Raw genomic sequence first — 15,809 nt, forward strand, 5'->3', positions numbered from 1 at the left:
TCCGAGTGAAGCCTTCGAACATACTTCTTCATCAAGCGTTTGATTGAAGCCCTGAAATAGGGTTTCTTTTTTTTGCAAAATAAAAAAGGAAATAACTTCGTAAAAGAGAATCATAGATATTGAATTGGGGGAAGGAATCTTTTTCTAGATCCCCATAATCATCAGTTTATGATAAGGGAGTGTTAACCATGCAGCAAAACGAATATGAATGGGTGAAACAGACCCGGAAAACGCTTCTCGACTTCTGCAGCGAGCTTAAACTGGATGACTTTACACGCCAAATGGGCTTTGGATGGCAAAGCGTCAGGGACACTCTGGTTCACATTGCAGATTGTTATAACGCATGGCTTGGCTCATTCGTGTTATTAAAGACGAAGAAGCCGCTCACTCCAAAGAAGGACCTGCCGCAACTTGGTTTGGCTGAAATAAAAGCATACTTTGTGCATATTGATTCTATAGTAAATGAATTATTTGAAACACTTATCCATCAAATGGATGAACCAATTGAGCGGACGATTCCCTGGAGGGACGGAGGGGAAGTCATAGCGATAACGCCTGGAAAATTGCTGATGCATACGGTCACTCACGAATTTCATCATAAAGGCCAGATTACGGCGATGTTGCGCATGATGGGTCATGAACCTCCAAATACCGATGTGTTAGGGACTAAAGATTAGAAAATAAAAGATGGAAAGGGTGGAAGAATGAAACTCAATCATCTAAATTTAACCGTGACAGATGTCCAGGCTACCCGGGAGTTTCTAGAAAAATATTTTGGTTTAACGTGCAAGGCAAGCCAGGGAAATGGCTTTGCAGTAATGCTGGACGATGATGGTTTCGTGTTAACGTTAATGAAAGGGGAGGCTAATTATCCGAAAACCTTCCACATAGGTTTCCCCCAGAAAAGCGAAGAGCAGGTGGATAAGATCAACCAACAGTTAAAAGAAGCAGGCTTTGATGTGAAGCCTCCGATGCGGTCTCATGCATACACGTTCTACGTCAAGGCGCCAGGGGGATTTATGATTGAGGTACCCTGTTAATTAAGGCACAATTTCTCATATTGCCTATATTTTTAAAAAATTCTGTTGACAATTCAGTTTGATCCATGTATTATTGCATATAATCAAATGACCAAAAAGCAAAGATTGGAAATAGTAGAAGGAAGGATAAGCTTCTTTAGAGAGCCGATGGTTGGTGGGAATCGGCAGTTATCGCCTTTGAACTCATCCAAGAGCTGCTCCCTGAACCGTTGAAGTAGGGGACGCCGGATTCTCCCGTTATGAAGATAGGCAGTGATGGCTGCCGAAAATGAGTGGGTTAATCTTATTTTGATTGATCAATTAGAGTGGTACCGCGAGCAATGCCTCGTCTCTATTGTTATATAGAGACGGGGCTTTTTTTATCCGGCAAAACAGTTAACGCAAGAGGTTTTCCACGTATGCAATACTAACCGCGGGAAAACAAAACATTAACGAACAAAGGAGTGTTTCTGAAATGACGAGAAAAATTTGGATGTTTGATACGACGTTGAGAGATGGAGAGCAAGTTCCGGGGGCTAAACTCAATTTGCATGAAAAATTGGAAGTGGCGCACCAGCTGAAGAAGCTGCAAGTCGACATTATCGAAGCCGGTTTTTCTGCGTCTTCTGCCGGTGATTTCAATGCGGTCAAAGAAATCGCCAGGAAAGTAGGAAACACGGATGACGTGATGATTACAGCGCTTGCAAGGGCGGTGAAAGCCGATATTGATGCGGTATATCATAGTGTGAAATACGCAAAGAAACCGTTAATCCATATTGTTCTGGGAACATCGGACATTCATGTGGAAAAGAAGTTTGGAAAATCAAAAGATCAGATTTTAAATATCGGTGTAGACGCCGTCAAATATGCAAAAACATTGCTGCCGGAAGTCCAATATTCAACGGAAGACGCATCTCGCTCCGATTTTGAATACTTATGGGCAACGATTGAAGCAGTAGTGAAAGCGGGGGCGACAATGATTAATGTCCCTGATACGGTTGGCTATGCGGAACCAGAAGAGTTTGGTGAACTGATTTTTAAAATCAATGACCGTTTGAAAAATTTGAATGACAGTGTGCTTTTGAGCGTCCATTGCCATAATGATTTAGGCATGGCGACGGCCAATACGCTGGCAGCTATCAAAAACGGGGCGGATAAAGTTGAATGTACCATGAATGGAATTGGCGAACGTGCGGGCAATGCAGCTCTTGAAGAAGTGGTAATGGCGATGAATACGCGCTCATCTGTCTATAACGCATACACCAACATCAACACGAAAGAAATTATGAATACATCGAGGCTTGTGAGCCGTTTGATGGGGCTTGAAGTGCAAGTTAATAAAGCGATTACGGGGGAGAACGCCTTTGCCCATTCCTCAGGCATCCACCAGGATGGTTTGCTGAAGTCAAGAGATGCGTATGAAATCATTAGTCCAATAGACGTCGGGCTTGAAGATATGGAGCTTGTTTTAACAGCTCGTTCTGGCCGCCATGCGGTAAAAAATGCGCTACAAAAATTAGGCTTCAATCAGTTCACCGATTCACAATTTGAAGAGATCTTTGAAGCGTTTCTTGAGTTGGCGGATGTGAAAAAGGAAGTGTACAATCATGATCTTTATGTTATTGTAGAAAACTATTATGCAAAACATGATGTTCAGGATATAAAGCACTATAGTGATTCCTTCTTTGAACTAGTAGACTTGCAGGCGATCAGCAATGCCCATTTCCCATCTGCAAGCGTGAAAGTGAAAAAGGGCGATCAAATCATAGAAAGAAGCAGCGTCGGTTCCGGACCGATTGATGCTCTATATTCAGCAATTACTGAGATCAGCGAGTTAGATATTAGATTGATCGAGTACAATATTAGCAGTGTTTCAAGGGGAAAAGAGGCATTGGGGAAAGTGAAAATCCAGGTCGAATACCGGGGGGAAAGATATGTGGCAAAGGCAACCGATACCGATATTATGAAAGCAAGCGCCATTGCCTATATCAATGCCGTAAATAGCATTGTCGTGGACCAGTTGCTTCCGGTTGAATAAGTGAATGCTTTTGTCGGATGAACCGATACTCCACTTTTTATTCACTGACATCCGCTGTCAGTGAACTTGCGTTAAACTGGGATTATCAACTACCAGGGAGGAAAATAAAATGGCTCATCCCGTTTTAGACATGTACGATTACCATGTTTGGGCAAATGGTGTAATCATTGATCATATGAAAGAACTCCCTCAAGACCTCTACCATAAAGATACTCAGAGCGGTTTTTCTTCGGTAGCAAAGGTGCTGGCCCATATTTATGCCGCAGATTGCACGTGGCTTGACATCCTCTCGGGCAAAAGCATGACCGAAGCATTGGCGTCCGAGCATCAATTGCGGGAGCAAACGGAAACAAAAAGCATTGGGGAAATGGAAAATATGTGTTCCGATTTATCCGAACGGTACAAGCATTTTTAAACAGTCAGGGTGATCTTAACAAAGTGATTAGTGTTGACAACCCCTATGCCGGGTCTCTTAAAACTTCCATTGCTGAAATATTAATCCATGTTGTCACACATGGCTCCTATCATCGCGGGAATATCGCTACTATGCTGCGGCAAATGGGCCAAGCCTCTGCCATGCAAGATTATGGGCTTTATCTCTATTCGAAAAGCATCAACTTTAATAATGTTTAGAGAACCATGTAAAAGTTAATCAAACGTTTGTTTAAAACGAAAATGCTATAATGCTACATGTCTATAAAACAAGGAATGGCATAGTTCCAGCCGTCCTTGCTTTTTTTGGATAAGTTCAAGAATCACGTGGAAAATAAACCCACGGTGCTTTTTTAACGAAAACTGTCCGAACAGAGCATAAAATGACAGGATGGAATTAATGCCTTTTTTTACAATAGAGGTAAGGAGTGAGCGAAATGGCATGGGTTGAATCATTGCAAAAGGCGATTAACTATATGGAAGAGCATTTGCTGGAGGATCTAACAATCGAGGACATAGCGAAGCAAGCGAATGCATCGTCCTTTCATTTTCAGCGGACATTTTTGATTTTGACCGATATATCCGTAGGCGAGTACCTGCGCCGTCGCCGACTGACGCTGGCCGCTCAAGAATTGTCCAGAACAGATAGCAAAATTATTGACCTTGCCTATAAATATGGCTATGACACTCCTGAGGCTTTTTCAAAGGCTTTTCGAAAACAGCATGGCGTAACTCCGCGTGAAGCTCGAAAAGGAATGGGAAAGCTGCAATCTTATAACCGCCTGGTCATTCAGGTGAGTCTGAAAGGAGCAGAACCGATGAAGTACAGGATTGTGGAAAAAGAAGCGTTTCAAGTGGTAGGTGTTAAACGAGAGTATTCATGTGCAAATGGAGAGAATCTTAAAGGAATACCGAAATTTTGGGAGGACGTTCATCAAAATGGAACGAATGAATGGCTTGCTCAATTAAACAACGGACCCATTAAAGGGGTGCTTGGCGTTTGTGTGGATCAAAGCGGGAGGCAATCGAACGAAATCGATTATTGGATAGCTGCAGCATACGATGGTAATGTGCCAGAAGGGTTAGAAAGCTTGGAAATTCCAGCATCCAAATGGGCGGTATTTGAGGTGCATGGAGCCATGCCAGACGCTATGCAAAAAGTGTGGAAACAAATTTTTTCAGAATGGTTCCCATCAAGCGGCTTTAAGCCTGCGGGGACTCCTGAATTAGAAGTATATTCGGACGGCAATCCTAACGACCCCAATTATTATTCGGAAATCTGGATCCCGGTCAAATAAAGGGTAATTAAAAACACGAATGAAGCGGTTTAATGCCGGACTTCATTCGTGTTTTTCTTTTTGTAAATAAAGCATTTGGAAATACTACTAATAGAACAGTTGTTTAATTTCATTCCGGTAATGAGGGGAGGAAACAATCAAATGAAAATAGGGGCCCGGCAGTTTACCATACTTGTGATTCTCGTTACAATTGGGGATTCGCTCTTAGTGTTGCCGGCTATTCCCGCCTTTGAGGCCAAACAGGACGCCTGGATTGCCGCCATCGTAGGATTGATCATCGGACTCGTCGTTATTTATTTAATATGTACCGTGGGTAAGCTTTACCCTCAGTTAACGCTCATTCAATATTCGGAGAAAATACTTGGCAAGTGGCCGGGGAAAATGGTAGGATTTTTATTTTTATGTTATCTATTCGTATCCATTTCTACACATACACGAGAAATAGATGATTTTTTCACTACCGAAATTCTGCCGAATACGCCAATGATGGCGATCAGTTTTCTTTTTATTGGTATCGTTGTTATGGCAGCAATACTGGGATTAGAAGTTATTGCACGTTCTGCTGAACTATTTTTCCCAATCTTTCTTACCCTTTTTTTCGTTTTAATTGTATGTCTTACACCACAAATTGAGTTGCAGAACTTACAGCCGATCTTTGAAGGGGGAATGAAACCGATACTGCGGGGATCATTTGCAACGACTGCTTTTCCTTTTATGGAAGATGTTGTGTTTTTAATGATTTTTCCTAATATTATTCAGGCTGAAAAAATTAAAAAGAGATTTATCATAGGAGCGATGTTAGGTGGAATCGTTTTAATTCTATTTATCACTGTTTCCATTCTTGTTCTAGGACCTTATGATGTCGCAAATAGTATTTACCCCGGGTATGCCCTTAGTAAAAAAATAAATATTGGCAATTTCATTCAGCGAATCGAAATTATATTAGCCGTCATGTGGCTTCTGACGACTTATATCAAAGTCGCATTCTATTTTTACATCATGAACCTTGGACTAGTCCAAATAATGGAGATAAAAAACGGGAAAAACCTTCCTTTTGCACTCCCATTGGGTCTAATCGTTATCGTATTTTCATTGCTGGTATCGCCCCATATCGCCTATATCATTCATGTCATCAGCGCCTATTGGCCTTTTTTAGACGGGGTATACAGTGTGCTGTTGCCGCTTTTGTTGTTATTCGTTTATTGGCTTCGGAAAATTTTCAAAAAGCAAGATAAATGGTCTTCTTAAAAAAGACAACTGCTTTGATAAAAAAAACAGTTGTCTTTTATTCTACGTTCTAGATGATTGTTTCTAAACAATCCTGCTTATGACCCATTAAAAAAGCAGATTGATTTTTTTAACAAAAAACATAGTTGACACATCGGTATTATATGAATTATTATAAAATAAATTTTAAATCCATTGCCGGTTTTCCAATAGCTGATCGGATCAACCGAAGGCTCTTAATCTCAACTAAGATTAAGGGCTTTTTGTTTTTTTAGAATAACCGAAACTTATCAAGAGAGAGGGAGGGACTGGCCCAATGAACTCTCGGCAACAGACTGCATTTGAAGAACTGTGCCAATTCCTGCAAGCGAGAGCTTGATAGATAAGGAGAAGACTTTGCGACAGCCCTTTCCTTTTTATCAAGCGAAGGGGCTTTTTGCTATTTAAGGAGGTGAGTAATAGTTCCATTCAAAGTCCAAAGAAGAGAGGGGAGAAAAAATGACCGTTTCTATTTCTGTAAAAGAGAAGATTTTTTTGAAAGGCCAACGTGAAGTAAAGGTTCTTGAACATGTCGATGTCACGATTGATCAAGGGGAGTTTGTTACCATTATTGGTCCAAGCGGCTGCGGAAAAAGCACATTATTGAAAATCGTCGCAGGCATTGATAGTGACTATGAAGGATTTGTCAAAATCGGCAACAGAGAAGTGAAGGGACCAGGGACCAAACAAGGATTTGTCTTTCAAGAGCATCGCTTATTTCCGTGGTTAACGGTGGAGGAAAACATCGCAGCGAATCTTTCCCTCAGGAATTCCGAAGTGCGAAGGCAAGTCCACGAACTTATAGAAATCGTTCGCTTGAGTGGATTTGAAAAGTCTTATCCACGTGAGCTGTCAGGCGGTATGTCACAGAGGGTGGCGATAGCAAGAGCGCTTCTCCGGGATCCGGAAGTTCTGCTTCTTGATGAACCATTTGGGGCGCTGGACGCTTTCACGCGCAAACACCTTCAAGACGTTTTACTGGATATTTGGAAAGAAAGGCAAACGACGATGATTTTAGTGACGCATGACATTGATGAATCGGTCTATCTTGCCAATCGCGTCGCAATTATGAGCCCAAGGCCAGGCACTGTAGGCAAGTTGATCCCAATTCAGCTGCCATATCCTCGCAATCGTACGAATGAAGCGTTTCAAGCGGCCAGGCAACAAGTATTGGCGGAATTTGAGAAGACAGAAGAAGTGCATTTGCTTGATGGATCCGGGATTTAATAAAGGGGGAAGAAGAGATGGGAAGAAAAAAGATATACATACTGGCTGTTCTAGGGTTTTTGTTAGTTTTAGCGGGCTGCGATTTAAAAGCGGGAGGAGCGGAACAGGACGGAAAAGGTTTAAAAACAATCAATATCGGCATTCAGCAAAGCATTGGCCCGTTGCTGCTTGCAAAAGAGAAAGGCTGGTTTGAAAAGGAATTTAAAAAAGAAGGTATTGAAGTGAAATGGACGGAATTTCAAAGTGGGCCTCCCCATTTTGAGGCAATTGCTTCAGACCGATTAGACTGTGGCCAGGTCGGGAATTCACCTGTCATTGCCGCGCAGTCGGCTGGCATTCCGTTTAAGGAAATCGCAAATACAAGCAACGGACTGAAAGGAAACGCCATTTTAGTTCAGAAAGAGAGTGGAATAAAAGATTTAAAGGACTTAAAAGGAAGAAAGATCGCTGTGGCAAAGGGAAGCAGCGGGTTTAATTTGCTTTATCGCGCTCTTAGTAAGGCCGGGCTCAAACCGGATGATGTAAAAATCATCCAGTTACAGCCTGATGAGGCGCAGCCAGCTTTTGAAACAGGGGCTGTGGATGCATGGTCGATTTGGGAACCGTTCATATCGTTAGAAACTATTGGAAAAGGCGCGCGGATTTTAACTGATGGACAATTGCTGAACGTGTACTCTCCCGGGTTTACCGTTGTTCGCACGAAATTTGCTGAACAGCATCCGGAACAAGTCATTCGGTTCTTGAAAGTTTACGAGAAAGCCCGCCTTTGGGAGGAGAAACACCAGAGCGAAGCGGTATCCCTCTATGCGAAAGTGAAAAAAGTAGATCAAAAGATCATCAAGCAGGTCATCAAAAACAACAAGGCATTGAATATTCCTATTAGTGATGGCATTGTGAAGGCGCAGCAAAAAACAGCTGACTTTCAATATTCGCTTGATGCCATAAAGAAAAAAATTAATACGAACGAAGTGGTCGATAATTCTTATATTAAAAAGGCATTAAAAGAAGTGAAAAAAGAAGGGGGAGATAAAAATTGAGCCAGCCAAGAGGAGCTGCTGGAACAACCGGCATTTTTTCAAAAAACATTTTAGTCAAACGGTTGCCTAAAGTAAATGTGAGGGACCGGGCAAAGGTTTTTATAAGGGGATTGGCCGTTCCCATTTTCATCCTTTCCATTTGGCAATTGGCAGGGTCTTACGAGTGGATTTCAAAAACCGTTTTGCCGACACCGCTCGATATTTTGGTAGCATTCAGGGACCTGGCTGTTTCCGGAGACCTTGCCTCCCATTTGAAAATAAGCGTTTGGCGTGCGGCTGCCGGCTTTGTGATAGGGGCTGGTTTAGGATTGGTATTAGGGATGTTGGTCGGTTTTTCAAACAAGGCGGAACACTATGTCGACCCTTCTTTCCAAATGCTGCGTACCGTCCCTCATTTAGCGGTAGCGCCTTTGTTTATTCTCTGGTTCGGATTTGGGGAAGTATCGAAAATATTGTTGATCGCCAAGGGCGCATTTTTCCCGGTTTACATTAACACCTTTCTTGGAATAAGAGGGGTCGATGCGAAGCTCTTTGATGTGGCGCGCATTCTTTCATTCAGCCGTTATAAGCAATTGACAAAGCTTGTTTTGCCGGCTGCTTTGCCCAACATCCTTCTAGGCATCCGTCTATCGCTTGGCATCGCATGGCTCGGGCTAGTCGTCGCTGAGCTGATGGGTTCGAGCGAAGGGGTCGGGTATATGATTATGGACGCGAGGCAGTTTTCCCATACGGATGTCGTTTTTGTCGGCATTATTATTTTCGCTCTCGTTGGCAAAATTACGGATTCATTGGTACGGGCCATTGAAAATAGGCTGTTGAAATGGCGTGATAGCTTCAAAGGGCAGAATTCTTTCCACACATAAAAGGCATCAGGTCATGAATTCATTGCAATCTAAAACCGAGTAAATTCATGTGTTTAATATAGTTTAGGACGAGATGATTCAAAATTAGGAGGTGGTTCATTTGCCTAGAAACCAAAATAGAGATCAATTACAAGAAACGGGATCGGAGGGACTTGACAGGAGCTTGACAAACCGGCAAATCCAAATGATGGCGATTGGGGGAGTCATCGGGGTCGGGCTGTTCTATGGCGCCTCTGTATCGGTAAAGTTAGCAGGGCCGGCCGTATTGATCGATTTCGTGATTTGTGGGGTTCTTGTCGCCATCGTCATGAGATCGTTAGGGGAAATGACCGTGGAATATCCGGTTGCCGGATCGTTCAGCCATTACGCCAGCGCCCTTCTTGGAAGGCGGATAGGGTTTTTGACCGCGGGAATGTGGTGGTTTTATTGGGTGGCCACCGTGATGTCGGAGCTAGCGGCTATCGGCAAATTGGTCCAATACTGGTACCCTTCATTTCCTGCATGGATTCCCGGACTCGTTGCATTAATTTTTTTTACAGTGTCGAATTTGCTTGCCGTCAGGGTTTTTGGGGAGATTGAGTACTGGTTTGCGGTACTGAAGGTTTTGGCTGTACTTGTATTTATGGCGTTTGGGTCATTGATCATTTTAACAGGCATTTTTAACAACGGGGAAGCTGTCGGCATAAACAACCTCTGGATAAATGATGGGTTCATGCCGAATGGGTGGCCGGGTATTTTCGCAGCAATATCTCTTGTTGTACAGGCATTCAGCGGAATCGAAACCCTTGCTGTTGAGGCGGGTGAATCACATGACCCAAATGCGGCGATGCAGAAAGCCTTTAAATCAGTGACGTTCCGCATTCTCTTTTTTTACATCGGCTCAATGCTCGTCATGCTTTGCGCTTTTCCGTGGAATAAATGGATTGTTCATGATGGAAGCCCTTATGTGCTAATGTTTTCAAAAATCGGGATTCCGCTGGCAGCGGGAATTGTCAATTTGATCATCATCTTGTCCGCGCTGTCTTCCTGCAACACAGGCTTATATGGAGGAAGCCGAATGCTTTTCAGCATGTCAAAAAAGGGGATATATTCACAGCGATTCGCCAAATTAAATCGAAATAAAATTCCGCATGTCGCTGTTTGGGCGACAGCGGCAATGATATTCATCGGGGTGGCCATTACTTATTTGGCGCCCGACAAAGTGTATGTTTGGATTACAAGTGCTTCCGCATTTGCTTCGCTCTGGACCTGGGGGATCATATTGGTTTGTGAATTGGCGTTCAGGCGGCGCATGATAGAGCAGCAAACAGAGATTAAATATCCGATGCCGTTATGGCCAGTATTGCCAATGATAGGCTTGCTGCTAGTTCTCATCTCGTTTATTGCGATCGCTACTTCCCCTTTGACGAAAATCTCTATGTTTTCAGGAGTCGCCTGGTTAATCGTACTTTTAGTATACGATCAAATCCGCACGAAAAAGCAGCCTGCCTTCATTCTTCTTGATGGGCAAAATGCAGGCCGGTAAAAATTGAAATAAATTGATTAAAAGGGAGAGATGACAAATGGAGATATTATGGTTTATTCCGACTCATGGAGACGGACGGTATTTGGGGACTGTGAAAGGCGGAAGGCCTGCAGAGTATTCTTATTTTAAGCAAATCGCGCAAGCAGCGGATCGCCTCGGTTATTCGGGCGTGCTTATACCGACGGGAAAAGCGTGTGAAGACCCGTGGGTTATAGCTTCTTCTTTAGCTGCTGAAACGGAAAGGCTAAAGTTTTTAATCGCGGTTCGTCCGGGATTGATGGTCCCGTCGGTGGCAGCTAGAATGACATCGACTCTTGATAGGCTATCTAACGGACGTCTTTTAATCAACGTTGTAACCGGTGGCGATCCTGTGGAGCTGGCCGGTGATGGGGTCTTCCTTGACCATGATGCTCGCTATGAAGCGACAGATGAGTTTTTGACCATCTGGCGTTCGTTAGTAAAAGGTGAAAATGTAAACTTTACCGGAAAACATTTAAAGGTGGAAGATGGCAGTCTGTTGTTTTCTCCGGTTCAGAAACCATATCCTCCGATTTACTTCGGTGGTTCTTCCAGAGCCGGGCAGGAAGTTGCCGCAAAGCATTCCGATGTTTATTTAACATGGGGCGAGACACCGGCTCAAGTCGAACAAAAAATAAATCATGTAAGGAGATTGGCAGAGCAACAAGGAAGGAACATCAAATTTGGGATCCGATTGCATGTCATTGTGAGGGAAACGGAACGAGAAGCGTGGGAAGCGGCTGATCGCTTAATCCGTTATGTAGATGATGAAACGATAGAATCAGCCCAGCGTGTCTTCGCCAGATACGATTCGACGGGACAAAAAAGAATGGCTGAGCTGCATAAAGGGGGAAGAGAAGCATTAGAAATCAGTCCGAATCTATGGGCAGGGGTTGGTTTAGTGAGAGGAGGCGCTGGAACCGCGTTGGTTGGCAATCCTGAAACAATAGCAGAGCGAATAAAAGAATATGCCGATCTTGGCATCGAATCGTTCATTTTTTCAGGGTACCCTCATTTAGAAGAAGCTTATCGGGTGGCTGAATTGCTGTTTCCGCTGTTGACGATTGAAAATCATCAAATACATGAATCAGTTAACCAGAGAATCGGGGAAATTGTCGGCAATGCCTTTTTTCCGAAAGAAAAAGGCGTTGCGGTAAAAAACTGATCGATTAAATGGAAAGAGGAGCCGGCTAGAGCCGGCTCCTCTTCCGTCTTTTTTCATTCGTGTAAAATGCCTGTCCTGGCCCCTTTATGGCTGCAACCTCAATGGAGTTAGCTGAAAATTTTCCCCACCTCCCCCGGGGCAGCCTATCCCTTTACCTATGGAAAAACCTTCCTTATTATCGGATTTAATCTATTCTATACGTTAGATGAAATCAAGGCCATACGATCGATTAAAGTAAGAGTAGTATATCTGCGTAGAGAAATAGACAGTCGATAATAGGCAGGAAAAGGCAAGTTTTTATCGAAATAAATCTAGGAGAAGATAAAAGGATGGTGCTTTATGTCGTACGCGGAAAAGCTTATACAGAAAATAAAGGAACGATATGTAATGGATCATAATGCACGGGTACATATTGATAAAACGCAACATTCAATTAATGTTTTCTTAAGTGATATGAAATTTAAATTAAGAACGGTGGAAGAGAAAACCGATGAAATTAGCATTATTGTCAATCAACCATCTCCAGGTGTATTTGCCTATATAACGATAATGGGAAACACGTTAAGCTTTGAAAGAACGGAGGAGGGGATTATCCGGGTCCACCTGAAAAAGCAAAGCTATAGCAGGGAGCTCGACCGGGTTTATTGGGATGGCAATCAAGTAGTTTCGAGCAAATATCGAAGCGAATTTTTAATTCCTAGATTAAATGATTACCTGAGAGAGGCGTTTGACGATTCATTAGATTAACATTCAGACAGGAAGGAAAAATGTTCAGAGAATTATAAGCCGTCGTTTATTTTCTGAAAAAGTTGGGCAATAAATGAGTTGACGTTTCTTGACAGCTCCTATAGAATAAAATTAACAAAAAACGGAAGGGTGAAGCAAGTACATGATTTTATAATCCTATTTTTAGAAAAAACATTCGTTACAAGTCCTAAAATGGTGATCTAAATCGGGAATCCATCTTTTTAAATATGGATCCATCATTCTAGATCAACCATAAAGATTAACGATGCTTTTCTGGATAGGATTAGTTGTGTACTTCAATAGCTAAAGAGTGTTTAATACTGCTTTTTTAGTATGCCTTTTTCGCTATCGCCCAAAAGTCACCTCCTATTCGGAAACGGATCAGGAGGTTTTTTGCATTGGTGTAAATGGTGGAAGATTAGAGTCGATAGCTGTTTCAGCGAGTTCGGTTGATACTGCATGATGAAAAGGAGGGATTTCATGATTATTCTAGAAGCCAATCATCTCGAAAAATCAATTAAAGACCGGAAACTCTTTGCCGCCAGAAAACTGAGAATCCAAGAAGGGGATCGGATCGGATTAGTTGGCCGTAACGGAAGCGGGAAAACGACGCTGTTATCTATCTTAGCCGGGGAGCAAAAGGCAGATACAGGGACGATTACTACAACGGCTACTCGTTATTTATTGCCTCAGTTAAAGAAAAACGATTCATGCAAAAGTGGTGGCGAAATAACAAAACGCTATATTGACAAAGCACTAGCAGCAAAGCCGGATATTTTATTTGCGGATGAACCGACAACCAACCTGGATACTGAGCGGGTTGAGGCGCTCGAAACCCATTTGAAGCGCTTTCGCGGGGCGATTCTGTTAGTTTCCCATGATCGTTACTTTTTAGACCAGCTCTGCACAAAAATATGGGAAATTGAAGAAGGGGAAGTGACGGAATTTAGCGGGAACTACACCCGGTACCTTGAGCAAAAAGAGCGAATCAGGCATGAGCAACAGGAGAGCTATGAAAAGTATGTGGCGAAGAAAAAACAGTTAGAACGAGCGACACAATTAAAAGAGCAAAAGGCAAACAAAATGGTTAAACCCCCTTCAAAGCGGATGGGCACATCTGAATCTCGATTATGGAAAATGCAGCATGCGACGAAACAGAAAAAAATGCACCAAAATATAAAGGCATTGGAAACGCGCGTGGAAAAACTGGAAAAAGTCGAGAAGCCAAAAGATTGGCCACCGATTAAGATGGATTTGCCCAATGGAGAGGAAATACTGGGACGCCATGTCATTCAAGTTAACCATTTGTCGATGAATTTTGCCGAACGAGTGCTATGGAAAGATGCTACTTTTACGATTAAAGGTGGAGATAAAGTGGCCATCATTGGCAACAATGGAGTGGGCAAAACGACGTTATTGAAACAAATTTTAGCGGATGTAGAAGAAGTAACGATTTCCCCTGCGGTTAAAGTCGGTTATTTTAGCCAGAGCCTCGATATTTTAAATGGGGAACAAACCATTTTGGAAAATGTTGAAGCTTCCTCCATTTATCCGGAATCGACCAATCGAACGGTGCTTGCCCGCCTGCATTTTTTTGGCGACGATGTTTATAAACCGGTTAAAGTGCTTAGTGGCGGCGAGCGGGTAAAGGTCGCTTTTGCAAAAGTGTTTTTGAGCGATATGAATGTGCTTGTGATGGATGAGCCGACGAACTTTTTGGATATTGAAGCGATGGAAGCATTGGAACAGCTGCTAAAGAACTACGAAGGAACGGTGATCTTCGTTTCCCATGACCGCCGTTTTATTGAAAACGTTGCTACCTGTATTATTGAAATAAAGCAGCAAGCGATTACTGCATTTTCCGGGAACTTCAAAGAGTATAAGGGCAGGAACGAGCAAACCGTACGGAACGTTGCAGAAGATGAGCTATTGCAAATTGAGACTAAGCTTACGGAAGTGATCGGCAAACTCAGTCTACTTCCTTCCAACGAATTAGAACAAGAGTTTCATTCGTTAGTCGCAAAGCGGAATCACTTGAGAAAGCAGTTGAAAGGATAGATTTTTTAACAGGATAAGGAACAGTGAATCTATCCTCACTGTTCTTTTTCCCCTGTTATTTGCAAACGGAATACACGAGCACATCTTTCTTCCATTTATGTATTTTCTTTTCCACGGTCATACCGATTCGCTCTGCCACTTTTATGGAAGGGGAGTTATCAGGATCAATTAATGAAACTAGTTTAGGAAGTTTTAATGTCTCAAACCCATATTTCTTACAGGCTAAAGCAGCCTCTGTTGCAAAGCCTTTTCCCCAGGCACGTCTGGCAAACAAATAGCCGATCTCCATCTCAACGGCCCCATCTATTTTTTGCAGGACCATTCCGCACTGTCCCAGAAATTCTCCGGTCTGTTTGTCTTCAACGATCCAGAGGCCGACACCGTAATTCCTGTAATTGTCCAGCGTCCAGTTTACCCATTCTAACGCTTCCTTTTCGCTTTTAGTAGAAGGATAATACTTCATTGCTTCAGGATCTGAGAAAATTTCCATTAAGTGATTCACATCATCGTTTCTCATTTTTCGCAATTGTAAACGTTCCGTAGTCAGAATAATAGCGTCCACTTTTCCCTCCTGAGTTTCGTATATAATACAAGATTAACAGGTTTAAAGCGTTTTCACAAAAAGGTTTGCTGTGGGTTGGAAGTTTAGCAAAAACTAGTGCCCCTTCTAGAAAAAAAGTTTGGTTTTCAGTAATAGGAGGACATTCTTTTTTTAAGAACATCTCGTTAGATCTGTGAAATGAGGAAAAACGATCACGAATCGTTACATGATGTAAAATGATTGATGATGTAAAATATCTTGTGTAAGTCAAAGAAGGCCTTCTCAAAATAAAAAAAGTAGGGTACTCTCGGAATTGTCGAAGATTCCAGAACGAGAGGAGACCCTACTATGAATTTTAGTATAACCGATATTCTGTCACAAAATCAATTGGATCAAATGGTAAAGGATTTTTTGAAAGAGAAGATTGAATTCCTGCTTCAGGAGGAGATCAAGAATTTCATCAAAGTAGAAAACCCGGATCAAAAGCTGCAGCGTAACGGCTATTACCCACGGGGCTTAGACACGAAGTACGGACGAATAGAAGAACTCAGTATCCCCAGGGATCGGCAGGGGCA

The 15,809-nt window shown here is 42.6% G+C and carries 14 protein-coding genes, 1 pseudogene, 1 riboswitch and 1 other annotated feature; of the genes and pseudogenes, 14 read left to right on the plus strand and 1 reads right to left on the minus strand.

The window, feature by feature from the left end; genetic code table 11:
- Positions 1-188: 188 nt before the first annotated feature.
- From H538_RS0114695 to H538_RS0114755, 13 genes and pseudogenes are all read left to right on the plus strand, one after another.
- A complete protein-coding gene (locus H538_RS0114695) occupies positions 189-677 on the plus strand; it encodes a DinB family protein (RefSeq protein WP_026678252.1) in 489 nt (162 codons plus the stop codon).
- Between the two features lie 27 nt (positions 678-704).
- Positions 705-1,040, plus strand: a complete 336-nt coding sequence (locus H538_RS0114700) for a VOC family protein (RefSeq protein WP_026678253.1) — start codon at positions 705-707, stop codon at positions 1,038-1,040.
- A 92-nt stretch (positions 1,041-1,132) separates the two neighbouring features.
- Positions 1,133-1,376 (plus strand) — a binding site (T-box leader).
- A gap of 118 nt (positions 1,377-1,494) precedes the next feature.
- Entirely contained in the window at positions 1,495-3,057 is a 1,563-nt protein-coding gene (locus tag H538_RS0114705) for a 2-isopropylmalate synthase (RefSeq protein ID WP_026678254.1), read from the plus strand.
- A 109-nt stretch (positions 3,058-3,166) separates the two neighbouring features.
- Positions 3,167-3,690 (plus strand): annotated as a pseudogene (locus tag H538_RS23990) (DinB family protein).
- A gap of 236 nt (positions 3,691-3,926) precedes the next feature.
- The gene (locus H538_RS0114715; protein ID WP_026678255.1) at positions 3,927-4,787 is read left to right on the plus strand and encodes an AraC family transcriptional regulator; all 861 of its coding nucleotides are present in this window, start codon (positions 3,927-3,929) and stop codon (positions 4,785-4,787) included.
- 141 nt (positions 4,788-4,928) lie between these two features.
- The gene (locus H538_RS0114720) at positions 4,929-6,035 is read left to right on the plus strand and encodes a GerAB/ArcD/ProY family transporter (protein ID WP_026678256.1); all 1,107 of its coding nucleotides are present in this window, start codon (positions 4,929-4,931) and stop codon (positions 6,033-6,035) included.
- Positions 6,036-6,298: 263 nt separating this feature from the next.
- Positions 6,299-6,403: riboswitch (SAM riboswitch) on the plus strand.
- 109 nt (positions 6,404-6,512) lie between these two features.
- Complete coding sequence (locus H538_RS0114725) at positions 6,513-7,280, plus strand: ABC transporter ATP-binding protein (protein WP_026678257.1); 768 nt, start codon at positions 6,513-6,515, stop codon at positions 7,278-7,280.
- A gap of 17 nt (positions 7,281-7,297) precedes the next feature.
- Entirely contained in the window at positions 7,298-8,317 is a 1,020-nt protein-coding gene (locus H538_RS0114730) for an aliphatic sulfonate ABC transporter substrate-binding protein (RefSeq protein WP_026678258.1), read from the plus strand.
- Positions 8,314-9,180, plus strand: a complete 867-nt coding sequence (locus tag H538_RS0114735) for an ABC transporter permease (protein ID WP_026678259.1) — start codon at positions 8,314-8,316, stop codon at positions 9,178-9,180. The genes H538_RS0114730 and H538_RS0114735 overlap by 4 nt, the downstream gene beginning before the upstream one ends.
- A 100-nt stretch (positions 9,181-9,280) precedes the next feature.
- Positions 9,281-10,705 (plus strand): amino acid permease, encoded by a 1,425-nt coding sequence (locus H538_RS23995; protein ID WP_051291499.1) that lies wholly within the window; start codon positions 9,281-9,283, stop codon positions 10,703-10,705.
- 37 nt (positions 10,706-10,742) lie between these two features.
- Positions 10,743-11,888 carry an FMNH2-dependent alkanesulfonate monooxygenase gene (ssuD, locus tag H538_RS0114745; RefSeq protein ID WP_026678260.1) on the plus strand — a complete coding sequence of 382 codons (1,146 nt, stop codon included), beginning with the start codon at positions 10,743-10,745 and terminating at the stop codon, positions 11,886-11,888.
- Positions 11,889-12,227: 339 nt separating this feature from the next.
- Complete coding sequence (locus H538_RS0114750; protein ID WP_026678261.1) at positions 12,228-12,635, plus strand: hypothetical protein; 408 nt, start codon at positions 12,228-12,230, stop codon at positions 12,633-12,635.
- 480 nt (positions 12,636-13,115) lie between these two features.
- Positions 13,116-14,693 carry a Vga family ABC-F type ribosomal protection protein gene (locus tag H538_RS0114755; RefSeq protein WP_026678262.1) on the plus strand — a complete coding sequence of 526 codons (1,578 nt, stop codon included), beginning with the start codon at positions 13,116-13,118 and terminating at the stop codon, positions 14,691-14,693.
- A 55-nt stretch (positions 14,694-14,748) separates the two neighbouring features.
- Here the strand turns inward: H538_RS0114755 and H538_RS0114760 are convergent, their stop codons facing one another.
- Positions 14,749-15,255 carry a GNAT family N-acetyltransferase gene (locus H538_RS0114760; RefSeq protein ID WP_026678263.1) on the minus strand — a complete coding sequence of 169 codons (507 nt, stop codon included), beginning with the start codon at positions 15,253-15,255 and terminating at the stop codon, positions 14,749-14,751.
- Positions 15,256-15,582: 327 nt separating this feature from the next.
- Here H538_RS0114760 and H538_RS0114765 point away from each other — a divergent pair.
- Positions 15,583-15,809: transposase (locus tag H538_RS0114765; protein ID WP_026677951.1), on the plus strand; the 227-nt coding region annotated here is incomplete at its 3' end.

Source organism: Fictibacillus gelatini DSM 15865 (assembly GCF_000430745.1).
GTDB classification, from domain to species: domain Bacteria; phylum Bacillota; class Bacilli; order Bacillales; family Fictibacillaceae; genus Fictibacillus_A; species Fictibacillus_A gelatini.